Here is a 12,720-nt window from a genome sequence, read left to right as displayed (position 1 = left end):
TATCAACTGGGCCGCGGACCAGTGGTCTACTGACCACCCTGATAGATCTGCTTCATTTCTTCGGGAGATGCAGGCCTGATGACGACGGGCGCTCCCGACGCCGACGATCCGCTCTGTACGCCGCCGTACCCGGTCGTGCCATTCCGGGCTGCCACGCGCGCTGCAGCTGCCTGAATATCTTGCGGATAGTTGACGTCCTCGCCCGTTGCGGGGTTGTAGCCGGCCTGCTCGAGTTGTTGAAGTTCAGAGCGTACCTGGGCGCGTGTGAGGGGAGCTGGCGCGTCCGACTGGGCGAAAGCCGCGAGCGGTACCGCGAGGGCGGATGCGGCCGCGACTGCGAAAAATAGCGATTTCACAATGACCTCCTTCTGCGTGCTGCGCGCGCTAAAAGCCCAATTCATCCTCGGAGTTTAGGCAAGTAACCCTTCAAAACTGATTCATCGGTATGGCGCCTCGCCGGCGTCCACTAACGTTAAACGCAGTGAAGCCCGGGCAATTTAAATCGTTGAAGTATCCGAGCGGACTCCCCGCTGCGACATCCCGTACTGGATTGAATTAAACGCCTGTTGCGACCGGGCACCGCATACAAAATACTTACAAAAAGTCTTATCGAGGGTCCGGAGGAAACACGCACCACGTCCCGTCGTCGTGAAGAAAGTGAACGCTGGACCCAGTGTGGATGCGCCGCGGGCATCCAGACGAATGCATGCTCGAATGTTTCGATGACCTTGGGCAAGGCCACTCGACCCGCTTTTCAGCCCACCATTTGACGCTTATAGGAAAATCGACTTCGTTGCACGGTTCCACCTGCAGCTACGCGGATCAGGATTTCAGAACCGACAGGTCGAGGAAGCAGTTTTTCATGTTGTTCAGGAAGTAATCCGGATCGCGTGTCATCACCTGCACATGTTCCGATGCGATTCGATCTGCTACGGCGCGCTTTTCCTTTGCGCGCGTACCAACGTGGTATTTGGCGACAAGGTGAACGCGAACGCCGCGACGATCAGCAACCGGCTTCTGATGTATGGCGCGTTTCGCATGGTTACGGGGTTACCGACTTTCTCGCAGTAAGGGGTTTGCGATTCTACCAACCGCGAATACTGCAGGCGTATCGTGGCGCGACTTGCGGACGGATGCCTGGATGCCATTTTCGAGGGCTCGGTCCTCAGACTTCATCAGGACGCGCGTCTTGATACGCGCGTCATCCATGGCGATGGCACCACGAGCGCAGCGAAGAAGGGAGGCGATAACCTCGGCTTCAGCGGCCACAAGAAGGTCAAGGGCTGCAAGGTCGTTGCCCTGTGCGATCGGAATTGCAACGTGATCGCGCCGTTCGTATCGGCCCCGGGCAATCGCAATGAATCGCCGCTGTTGCGCGAAGCGACGCTGCCGCGACTCACGCGCCTCGCCCGCGCGGTGGGGCTGGACCCGCGGGGAACCGTCGTGAGTCTGGATGGCGTGTACGATTGCCGGCGCAACCGCAAAGCTATTGTCAATCGCGGCATGGTGCCCAATATCAACCCGAATTCGCGCGGCAGGAAGAGCCAGAAGCGAGGCCGCAAGGCACTGTTCGATCCGGCCATTTTCAAGGAGCGGTTCAGGACGATCGAGCGCGTGTTCGCCTGGGAAGACAAGTTCCGTCGCCTGCTGTTACGTTTCGAGCGAATCAGTCAGTTGCACTATGCGTTAAAGACGCTCGCTTATACGATGATCAACCTGCGTCACTACTGCCACAGCTGATCTCCCGCTCGAGACCTTTGTTCCACCGTCGGCGCATCGCGCCGTGATCCCGTTCGTCTGCGCCATACCGAAAACTTCCCGCCACGACACACATCATCGCATCGCACGCTTCGCCGAAGCCATTTCTTCCCATCCCAGGCGCTCGTCCAACCGCGCTGCACCGAGTCTGATCGAAGCCCGCAACCAGTTGGACGCACCATTACGTCGAAGCCGACCTGAACATGAAGGAGCGCGCGCTTGCCAGGCCTCACGAACCAGGAAGCAAGGTCCCGCGCTATCGGGCACCTGACTCGCTGCTCAACTTCCTGAAGGCGCTGTGATTATGCAAAGGCCGGAATTCGTGCTTGCCGCTTTCCATCAGTTCCCAACGCGAGTTCCGACCTGCTACTTTCCATAATCAACGACCTGGCATAATCGGCCGAAGCCGTCATTCGAGTATCGACATTGGTCAGGCGGCTACGGGTCGCTTTCCCGACACTCGCAGTTCGGTGGTCGCGAATGACCGAATGACCGGTCTCACGGAAGCCAAATTCGTACTTTCTTCAAGTTTATTCAACGCCTGCCCGCACGTCCCGTCTCGGATGCTCAGCTTGCAGACAAGGGCAGGTGTCGAACAAACCCCAAGATTCTCGGTCTCATGAACCGATGCCGTTGCTGAGCGAATGACACCAATGAAAATAACTGCCTCTCTTGCCGAGCAGTCACGAGTGAACTTCGGTCGCGCGCCGAGGCATGCCAAACACGACTGCCGCCAGTGCGAGCAGGGCCATCGCTACGTTGAACCACAATGCTGCCGCAGCGGCCAAACGTAGCTCATCATTTCCTGGCCCAACCAACGCTTGGGCCGATTGACCATCGAGATTGGCAAGTGCCTCAAATATGGCTGCCGATATCGCGACACCCAACGCGGTACCCAACGAGGATGCCATCTTGTAGATTCCCGACGCCGCCCCCGATCTCGATTCCGCAACGCTCGACAATGCGGCATCGGTTGACGGTGTCGCGTAGATCCCAAGCCCGGCGCCAATCAAAGTAAAGCCGACGAATGCAAAGGTCACGTACTGGGCCACAGGCAGAGACGTGACGGTCAACAGTATCAAGCCGACAACCGTGGTCCCGCAGCCGAGTACCATCGGGCGACGTGGGCACCCCCAACGCTGCTGCAACTTTTCCCCGACCCTGATCATTACGAGGATCGCGACGAGATACCCGGCGGTCATCAATCCGGACTGAAGAGACGAAAGTCCGAAAGCGCTTTGGACGAGTAACAACGAGATGAGCAACGCGCCCGCAACACCATTCAAAAAAAAGTTCGACAGCGTAGAGGCCGTGTACGCCGAATTGCCAAACAGTTTGAAGTCGACAAACGGGTAACTCGCGCGACGCTCCAGAAGTACAAACGCAGTGGCAGCCAGACCGGATATGACTGTCGTCGTCACTATGAAGGTACTTTGCCACCCTACTTCTGCACCTTTCGCGACGACCAGGTTAAGAGCCACCATTGCGATAACGAAGGCCCATGCACCCGTCCAGTCGATCGGCCTCCTGTCGACGTCGAGCACCTTGCTTTCGGGCGTTCCGCGAATCAGCGTCCAGCTCACGACCGCGACCAGCGTTGACATCCAGAAGATCCAGCGCCATCCGATCGTCGAGTCGACCGCGCCCGCCAGAAGTGCGCACAGTCCGGAACCGCCCCATGAGCCAATCGACCAGAAACTGAGTGCCCGCTGACGCTCCGCGCCATCGTAATATGCCTTCATGAGCGACAAGGTGGCGGGCATGATGCACGCGGCAGACAGGCCCTGAATAATGCGTCCTGTCATCAGAAAAATCGCTGTGCCACATGGAGAGATTGCAATCAGCAGGGATCCCATTGCGCTCAGTGCGAGCCCAACGTACGTCACCTTGACGCGGCCGAAGCGGTCGGCTAGTCCGCCCGCCACCACGATGAACGTGCCCGTCAGCAGCGCTGTCACGCTTACGGCGATGTCGCTCACGCTATTGCCGATCCTCAGTTCCGTCCTCATTGAGGGCAACACGTTGAAGGTCGTCTGAGCGAAAAGCCAGAAGGTGACAACTGAGAGCACGATTCCAGCGATGAGTTTGTCGTCGCCCTTGTATTCAAGAATGCTCACAGGGCCGCTGCAACGGGACATTGTTGTTTCTCCTTGAACTCTGATGGGACCCGACGCCATCTCTGCCAGGCGACTTGATGCGAACGGGACGCGGCATTGAAGCGCCGCCTGACTTTCCAGTGAGTTCAAGCGCGCACACGCTTGCCATAGTGGCGGGCGCGGGCACCACCTGTTCGACCGCCACGGGTAATGCCGGGGCGATTGCCATCGTCGATGGCTGCAATGGTCCCGCCGAGAATTTCGAGAATCGTAACAAGCGCGACTGGCGTATTCACCGTATTACCGACGATATGGAGTCTAGATTTGATGCATGTCTACATGCCATATGTCGTTTGACATAGTTCGCGTGAGGGGGCAATGCGTGCAGCTGCTCTTGAGTTGGTCAACTGCGAAGGTTGGAAACTCCCATTTCTGGGGGAAGCGACACTGCGTAGGCCCGTGCCAAACTCGCGCGTTGATCAGTGTGATGATGTACAGGCGCAGGTGGGTCGATTCTGAGTGAACATCAACATGTGGCTCTCAGTACGTGGTGCTCGATGCATATGGCGAAGCTCCTGCCTGGCCTTGACCATTGCGCGGGATACCGGCCGAGAGTGTCTCGCTATGCGCGATGCGACCTGCGGTCGGTGACTTCCGTTTTGGGCCGTGCGACCGCACCCGTCGACATGGAAAGCGCGCCGCCACTTCCAATCAGCCAACGACTGGTTTAGTTAATCAAGCGGTCCCGCAAGCGGGGATCTCACTAATGCTCCGCACCGGGCTAGGTCATCGGGAATACTGACAAATTGATGGCTTGCACGCTTCACCACAGATTTGATGTGCCACCGTGCAACGCGTTTCACAAACGGTAGCGGGGCGCATCGTCTGATCGCCTTGCGATACTGCCCCTCTCTCCGCCAGCTTCCATCAAGAGGTTGCGGCCTGGTCCGTGGAGAGCTGGAAGCGGACGGCTACCCCTATAAATGAATCAGGACGGACGGGTCAACCGTTCGCGTCCCTGATTGTCCATTGCGGGCAAACATGCAACTGAATCTCATGTCGACTTCGATCCACCCGAACCGATACAAAGGGTCGATCGCATCTGTCCGGACTCGCGGATGGATCGCCATGCCGCATGGTTTGCGTCAGCCGTATGGGTTCTCTTTCTTTTCGAACTCTTCGGTGTGCTATGTCACAGTCGCCGGCCGCCGCGCGCGAAATAATGTCTTCACAGTGCCGGCATAACGAACGCCATGGAGGTGCGCTGTGTTTCACTCAACCGCGTTTCACTCGATCCGCTCCCGCACCTGGTTTTGCACTGCCGTGACAACGGCATGCCTCACCGGATACCCCTGCGCCAACGCAACCGCGATCGCACCGCCTGTTGCGGCTGCTTCCGCGCCGTCGCCCGCATCCGCGCCAGCGAAAGAGAAGCGAACGGCGCCCGCGAATGCGAGCGCGTCGCTCGACTTTCCGGCGATTGTCGAGCGCTACGGACCCGCCGTCGTGAACATCCGCGCGATCCTGCCGGAGAAGCCGCTGGCGGCGCCAACGCCGCCAACGCCAGCCGCTTCGCCTGCGCCCACTTCCGGCGCAAGCTCTGAAGCGATCGACGGTGACGACCCACTGTTCGCGTTTTTCCGGCAGGCCATGCCGCAGTCGCAGGATGGGCAGGGCAGTTCACCGCGTGCGATGTCGGGTGTGGGCTCGGGTTTCATCGTCAGCCCCAACGGATTGATTCTGACGACGGCGCATGTCGTCGACGGCTCCGATGACGTGACAGTCCGTCTGACCGACCGGCGCGAGTTCAAGGCCAGAGTCGTCGCCGTCGATGCGCCAAGCGACGTCGCCGTGATCCAGATCGACGCGACGAAGCTGCCCGTCGTCAAGCTGGGCGACTCGACGCGTGTGCGCGTCGGCGAACAGGTGCTGACGATTGGCTCGCCGGATAGCTATCAGAACACGGTGACGGCGGGCAACATCAGCGCGACGTCGCGCACGTTGCCGGATGGCACGACGTTTCCGTTCTTCCAGACCAACGGCGCATTGAATCCCGACAACTCGGGCGGCCCGGTGTTTAATCGCGCGGGGGAAGTGGTCGGCATCCACGTCCAGGTTTACGCCGACGGCGATCGTTTTCAGAGTCTGACTTTTGCCATCCCGATCGCCATGGCGAACAAGGTGCGCGCGCAGTTGCAGGCGCAGTCAAAGTCTCAGGACGCAGACGCCGCGCACGGCGCGTTCGGCATGCAGGTGCAGGACGTCGATCCGGGGCTCGCAGGCGCGTTCGGTCTGCCGCGCGCGGCGGGCGCACTGGTGATTGCCATCGAGCCCGGCAGTCCCGCCGCCACGAGCAAGCTGAAGCCCGGCGACGTGATCGTGCAGATCGGCGACAAGCCCGTCGAGCGCAGCGCGGATCTCACCGACCAGGATGCGGTACCGCAGGCGGGCACGGAAGTCCCCGTGAAGCTGATTCGCAATCGCAAGCAGATGACGATCATGGTCGACGTGACGGCATCCGCACAATACGCGAGCACGGGCGTGAGCGATGTCGGCCCGCTGGATCATCTCGGCCTGAGCATGCATTCGCTGACGGACGACGAACGGCGCTCGACGGGGCTGGCCGAAGGCCTGATGGTCGAGGACGTGTCGGGCACGGCGGGCGCCGCCGGCATCAAGCCGGGCGATGTGGTGTTGTCGCTGAACGGCACGCTGGTCGCGTCGCAGGATGAACTGGCGGCGCTTGCGGCGAAGGCGGGGAAGAAGGCGGCGCTGCTGATCCAGCGTAATCACGCGCGCAGTTTCGTGACCGTCGATCTGAAGTGAAGCTGAAGCGTCATGGCGGGCATCGTATGACGATGCCCGCTTTTGCTGTTGGGCGTGTTGCCGTCGCATCGCGTTGCAAGCGTTTGCGCTAGAGTGATGCGCTCAGCGCCAACGGCATCGGACTTCATGCCTTCGACCCCTATGGAAAGTGAAAGCACGTCGCGTCGCGAGACGCGTGCAGGCAGCGCATTCGAAGTGCTGTGCGTCTTCCTGCAACTGGGCTGCATCTGCTTTGGCGGACCGATTGCGCATATCGGTTACTTTCGCCGCGAGTTCGTCGAGCGCCGGCGCTGGCTCGACGACGCGACGTTCACCGATCTGTTCGCGCTCTGCCAGTTTCTGCCAGGACCGGCAAGCAGCCAGGTGGGGTTTCGATCGGCTTGCTGCGCGCGGGATGGCGGGGCGGCGCGGCGGCATGGCTCGGCTTCACGCTGCCGTCGGTGCTGCTGATGATGGGCTATGCGAGCCTCGCCGGTTTGCTGAACAACGCGCTCGGCGAGGGCCTCGTGCATGGGCTGAAACTCGTGGCCGTCGCGGTCGTCGCACAGGCCATCTGGGACATGGCGCGACGCCTGTGTTCCGACGGTCCGCGCGCCGCCATCGCGCTCGCGGCGCTCGCCGTGCTGAGTGTGCTCGATACCGTGTACGCGCAGATCATCGTGATCGGCGGCGGCGCGCTGCTTGGACTCGCTTTTTGCCGAACGCCTGCGTCAGCCAATGCAAGCGGCGCATCGCACGGCACGCATGCGTTCACGCTGCCGCGCGCGGCGAGCGGCAGCGCGCTCGCGCTGTTCTGCGCGCTGCTGGTGGGGCTGCCCGCGCTGGAAGCGCTTCTTCCTGCCGCGTGGGCGCTCAAGCTGTTCGACGTGTTCTACCGTTGCGGCGCGCTCGTGTTCGGCGGCGGCCATGTGGTGCTGCCGCTGCTGCAGCAGGCAACCGTCGCGAACGGCTGGATATCGGCAAACGACTTTCTCGCGGGCTATGGCGCGGCGCAGGCTGTCCCCGGTCCGCTCTTCACGTTCGCGTCGTACCTGGGCTGGATCATGAGCGCGCCTGGGCATCATTGGATCGGCGCACTGTGCGCGGCCCTGGGCATCTTTCTTCCGGGCCTGCTGCTCGTGATCGCCGTGCTGCCGCACTGGCAGGCGCTGCGCACGCGTCCCACGATGGCGGCGCTGCTCGCGGGCGCGAACGCGGCCGTCGTCGGCTTGCTGGCGAGCGCGTTCCATGCGCCTGTCTGGACGAGCGCCGTGCTCTCGGCCACGGACTTCGCCGTCGCCGTGATTGCGCTGTTGCTGCTCACACGCTGGCGCGTCCGGCCGTTGTTCATCGTGCTGCTGTGCGCGGCGGCGGGAATGGCCGAGACCTTTCTGCACTGAAACGCAACCGCGCGCTGCGCAACACGCATCCCGTCGCGTGGGCTATAACGGTTAGCGATGCACCCGCGTGCTTTATTCATACCAATGGGCAGACGCACGCCGCGACGCGCAGCGCACGGACCGTCGCTCAACCGCAAAGGAGCAGACGCCCATGCTGATTCTGTTCGTCGCTCCCACAGGTCTCTTTCGCGATGGCGTCGCGCGTCTTCTTGCCGATCTCGGCGAGCGGGCCGAAGTACGATGCGTGGACTATGCGTCGAACGCGTTCGAGCATGGGCAGTCCCCCGATCTGATCGTGCTCGACGGCGACTATCTGCCGGATGCGCTCAGCGTGGCGACGGCATCGCAGCGACTGACCGCGGGACTGCCCGTGCTCGTGCTGCTGACGGCCGTCGATCCGCAAACCGTCGAGCAGTTCGTGTCGGCGGGCGTCGCGGGGCATCTCGGCAAACTGGAATCAGGCCGGGCGCTGCTGGATGCGCTGCGCCTGCTGCTGGCAGGCAGCCGCTATCCCGCCTCCGCGCCGCTCGTGCTGGAAGCGCTCCCGCCCGAGATGCCCTCGAGCACGTCAAGCGTTGATGAAGCGTCCGCGCCCGATGGGTCCGCCGATGCAAAGCCGCATGTCCTCACGGCGCGCCAGATTCAGGTGCTCGCGCTTGCCGCGCGCGGCGAAACGAACAAGTCAATTGCGAAGCAGTTGAACATCACGGAAGGCACCGTGAAGGTGCATCTCTATACCGTCTATAAAGCGTTGAAGGTCGGCAGCCGCGGGCAGGCGAGCGTGGCCGCCGCGCGCTTGCAGCAGATCGGCGATGCGCAATTGCATCACGCGCTGGACGGTCAGCTTTCGGTCGGCAGGCTGCTCGCGTTCACGATGCCGACGCGCTTCAAGGCAGACGAAGTGCTGTTCCGCAAGAACGATCCGAGCGACGCGCTGTATTACGTCGTGCGCGGCACGGTCCGTCTTCTCGAGATCAACATCGAAGTCGGCCAGGGCACAATACTCGGCGAGATCGGACTTTTTTCGCCGGATCATCGGCGCACCTGCACGGCGCGCTGCCTGAGCGATTGCGAATTGCTGACAGTCTCGGCAACGGATGCGATGCGCCTCTACTATCAGGACCCGGAATTCGCGACCTATCTGATTCACCTCATTACGCGGCGGCTCGAAGCGGACAACCAGCGCGCGAAAAACTAGTTTCGTTCGCAGCGGTTTATTTACATACGCGATATCAATAAGCGTGCGGCGTTTCCTGGTTTGAACGGCGCAAGTCCAATGCAAGAAAAAAGGCCGTCTTAAACGGCATTTTTTGACCTATAACACACATCAATCGCACGTCGAATAGAACCGCCGGGCGCGCGTTCCGCCGCGGCCGGCGCGACATGCGGGCCATCCGAACTTCGACCAGCCGCGCGCAGCGTTGCATTCGTGTGCGGGGCCGCTGCATTGCGATGCGTTGTCAACGATCGCTGATGCGGCTTTGCGGGTCGCGAGCCGATTCCAGTGTGCTTTAAAGGCTTGAAGAAACGTGATTGCAGACTCTTCCTGCTCATCCGATGGGCTCGCGCGTGTCGTGCGCACGGTTCTGTTCATGGACCTGGTGGAGTCGTGCCGGCTGATCCAGGACAACGAGGTGGAAGCAGCGGGACGGTGGCGCAGATACAAGGCGCGCATCGAGAACGACATCGTGCCGACCCATCACGGCCGCCTCATCAGAACGGAAGGCGATGGCCTGATGGTCACGTTCGTCGAGTTGCGCGATGCGCTTGCGGCGACCTTCGCGATCCAGCGCGCGTCGGTCGATGCGAACGCGGGACAGCCGCCCGCGCGGCACATGCTGCTGCGCATGGGCCTGCACGTCACCGGGCTTTACGAAGACGAGCGCGATGTCTACGGCCTTGGCGTCAGTCTGGCCGCGCGGCTTTACTCGCTCGCCGGGCCGGGCGAGATCGTCGTGTCCGCGCAGGTGCGCGACCAGTTGACGCCCGAACTCGATGCGGACATCGAAGATCTCGGCGAATGTCATCTGAAGCATTTCGAGCAGCCGGTGCGCGCGTATCGGATCGGGCCGCCGGGCCCGCGTCCCGTGATCGAGCGCGGCAGCGCGTTTCTGCCGCAATTGCGGCCGACCATCGCCGTGATTCCCTTTGCGGCGCGCGGCGGGGAAGCCGAGCAACAGGTGCTCGGCGAAGTGATGGCGGACGAGATCATTTCGTCGCTGTCGCGCACGGCCGAACTGCAGGTGATCTCGCGCCTGTCGACCACGGCGTTTCGCGAGCGCGGCGCGACGCTCGACGAAATCAGCGCGTTTCTCGGTGCGCGCTACGTGCTGTCGGGCGCGTATCGCACGTGGGGCGATCAGGTCATGCTGGTGGTGGAACTGGCGGAAGCACGGTCGCGCCATATCCTGTGGACGCAGAGTATCAAGGGCCGCGCGACGCACATCATGCTCGGAGAAGATGAGCTGATCGACCGCGTCGTCGCCGAAGTGAGCGGCGCGATCATCGACCGCGAATTGCAGCGCGCGCGCTCGCAGGCGCTGCCGTCGCTCGCGAGCTCGACGCTGCTGATGAGCGCGATCGTGCTGATGCATCGCGGCGTTTCGCATGACTTTCATCGCGCGCGCGACATGCTCGAAGCGCTGATCGAGCGCGCGCGCCGCCAGGCGGTGCCGCATGCGTGGCTCGGCAAATGGCATGTGCTGCGCTTCAACCGCGGCTGGACGGACGACCGCGCGGCCCAGGCGCAGGCCGCGCTCGACTGCACGCGCCGCGCGCTCGACGCCGATCCTGACTGCTCGCTCGCGCTGACCATCGACGGCTTCGTGCACACCAACCTGCTCAAGCAGCTCGACGTCGGGCAGCAGCGCTACGAGCGCGCGCTCGAGGTGAATCCGAACGATTCGCTTGCATGGCTGCTCAAAGGCACGCTGCTCGCATTCGAAGGCGAGGGCGGCCAGGCCGTCGATGCGACCGAGCGCGCGCTGCGTCTGTCGCCGCTCGATCCGTTGCGCTACTTCTATGAATCGCTGGGCGCGACGGCGGCGTTGTCGGCGGGGCGCTACGAACGCGCGGTCGAGCTCGCGCAGCGCTCGCTGCGGGTGAACCGCACCAATACATCGACATTGCGCGCGCTGGCGATCGCGCAATCGCTGCTCGGCGACCTCGAGGCGGCGCGGTTGACCGTCACCGAGGTACTTGCGCTCGAGCCGTCGCTGACGGTCAGGAACTATCTCGAACGCTCGCCGAGCGGTGCGTACGAGACGGGGAAGACCTGGTCGGAAGCATTGCGGCAGGCAGGGCTGCCTGCATAGAAGAAGGCGTCAATGCGGTGCGTGATGGCTGACAGAGGAGGCCTATCGTGAGCGGACTGGGCGGTGCAGGAGGCGCGGGCGGAGCAGGGGGAGCAGGCGGAGCGGGAGGGCCGGGCGGAGGCGGAGCCGGCGGCGTCTATGATCAGGGCGGCAGCGGCATACCGTGCGACGGACCGCTTTTCGCGGAGGCACAGATCGGTCATCGTGACGGCATTGTCGGCAGCTGGCGAACGCCTGAGGACGTCACGCTCAAGTTCGATCAACAGAACTTCCAGGATTTCGACGACTATCGGCAATTGTGGCGCTGGGAACCCTGGGTGCGCGCGACAGCGTTCGATTTCGAACTGCTGTCGAACCTGCGCTTCTCCACACACAACGTGGGGACGCCAGGCCAGTATGCGCAGCTCTGGCACCGGCCTTCGACGTCAGGCGCCAGCGACGTCAAGATCGTCAGCCTGAGCCGTCCGACGCAGGCAGTCTTCGAACAGCAGGCCGAATGGCTGGACTTCTATTCGGACCTGCGCGACGACCGCATGGCCGAGATACTCTGCCAACTCGGATCGCAGCACGCGTTCTGGAGCATGCTGATCTATCTGCAGCCGAGCCGCACGCCGAAAACCATCGAACTGCTCGACACGGCCGTGCGTTTCGCGATCTTCACCGAAATCCGCTTCAAGCACGCGATCGCGGCAGCGCGGCCGATCGAATACTCGTCGCAGATACAGCCGATGCTCCAGACGCCGGGGCACGGCTCGTTGCCGAGCGGGCATTCGACCCAGGCGTTCATCATCGCCGTGGTGCTGTGCGCGCTGTTCAATCAGAAGCCCGGTTCCGTGTACTACCAGCAGGCGATGCGGCAGGCGTACCGCGTCGCGGTCAATCGCACCGTGGCGGGCGTGCACTTTCCTGTCGACAGCATTGCCGGACACGTGCTCGGCACGGCGCTTGGCGAATACTTCGTCGCGCGCTGCACACGCAACATCAAGAAGCCGGCGCCGCCGCTTGACGCGATGAGCACGCGAAGCGACGGCACGATCACGCCGCTCTCATTCAAAGGCTATCTCGTTACCGTGGCGGCCAATCCCGATTTCGATTATCACGAGCCATTGAGCGACGATGACGTCAAGGCATATGCAACATCGTTGGGGCTGAATGCGAACGACCCGAACGATCAGGCCACCGTGAAAGCGAAGTTTCCGTTTCTCGCGTGGGATCCTCCCGCCGCGAAGGCCGTGGACGGATCGGACATCCTGTCGTGGCTCTGGAATCAGGCCGAGGGTGAGTGGAACGGCAACGGCCTCGTGAATACGACGTTCCCGAAGTAAGGTCACGGACCCTGTTCGAGCG

The 12,720-nt window shown here is 62.4% G+C and carries 7 protein-coding genes and 1 pseudogene; 6 read left to right on the top strand and 2 right to left on the bottom strand.

Translation table 11 applies throughout. The features are described 5' to 3' along the window. Positions 1-26: 26 nt before the first annotated feature. Positions 27-356: a DUF4148 domain-containing protein gene (locus C2L64_RS47280; protein WP_103154383.1), complete on the bottom strand. Its 330-nt coding sequence runs from the start codon at positions 354-356 to the stop codon at positions 27-29. A gap of 757 nt (positions 357-1,113) precedes the next feature. Between C2L64_RS47280 and C2L64_RS53810 the strand changes: the two genes are divergently transcribed. Next, a complete protein-coding gene (locus C2L64_RS53810; protein ID WP_244212263.1) occupies positions 1,114-1,740 on the top strand; it encodes a transposase in 627 nt (208 codons plus the stop codon). 701 nt (positions 1,741-2,441) lie between these two features. On the opposite strand, the gene C2L64_RS47260 is transcribed toward C2L64_RS53810, so the two are convergent. After that, on the bottom strand, positions 2,442-3,875 hold the full coding sequence (locus C2L64_RS47260) for an MFS transporter (protein WP_103154161.1): 1,434 nt from the start codon (positions 3,873-3,875) through the stop codon (positions 2,442-2,444). A gap of 1,245 nt (positions 3,876-5,120) precedes the next feature. On the opposite strand from C2L64_RS47260, the gene C2L64_RS47255 reads away from it, so the two are divergent. The 5 genes and pseudogenes from C2L64_RS47255 to C2L64_RS47235 all read left to right on the top strand — a co-directional run bounded on the left by C2L64_RS47255 (position 5,121) and on the right by C2L64_RS47235 (position 12,698). Next, entirely contained in the window at positions 5,121-6,680 is a 1,560-nt protein-coding gene (locus tag C2L64_RS47255) for a trypsin-like peptidase domain-containing protein (RefSeq protein WP_103154160.1), read from the top strand. Between the two features lie 141 nt (positions 6,681-6,821). Then, positions 6,822-8,059: pseudogene (chrA, locus tag C2L64_RS47250) on the top strand (chromate efflux transporter). A 151-nt stretch (positions 8,060-8,210) separates the two neighbouring features. Continuing rightward, a complete protein-coding gene (locus tag C2L64_RS47245; RefSeq protein WP_103154381.1) occupies positions 8,211-9,257 on the top strand; it encodes a LuxR C-terminal-related transcriptional regulator in 1,047 nt (348 codons plus the stop codon). A gap of 331 nt (positions 9,258-9,588) precedes the next feature. After that, positions 9,589-11,373, top strand: coding sequence for an adenylate/guanylate cyclase domain-containing protein (locus C2L64_RS47240; RefSeq protein WP_103154159.1), 1,785 nt, complete (start codon positions 9,589-9,591; stop codon positions 11,371-11,373). A gap of 47 nt (positions 11,374-11,420) precedes the next feature. After that, positions 11,421-12,698 carry a phosphatase PAP2 family protein gene (locus C2L64_RS47235; protein WP_103154158.1) on the top strand — a complete coding sequence of 426 codons (1,278 nt, stop codon included), beginning with the start codon at positions 11,421-11,423 and terminating at the stop codon, positions 12,696-12,698. Positions 12,699-12,720 lie beyond the last annotated feature (22 nt).

Source organism: Paraburkholderia hospita, from assembly GCF_002902965.1.
Lineage (GTDB): Bacteria > Pseudomonadota > Gammaproteobacteria > Burkholderiales > Burkholderiaceae > Paraburkholderia > Paraburkholderia hospita.
Note: the sequence above shows the minus strand (reverse complement) of the source record. Positions and strands in the feature narration are given on the sequence as shown.

Excerpts from the sequence above, each read along its gene's own strand:
- C2L64_RS47245 (WP_103154381.1), top strand. The coding sequence starts at position 8,211 with ATGCTGATTCTGTTCGTCGCTCCCACAGGTCTCTTTCGCGATGGCGTC.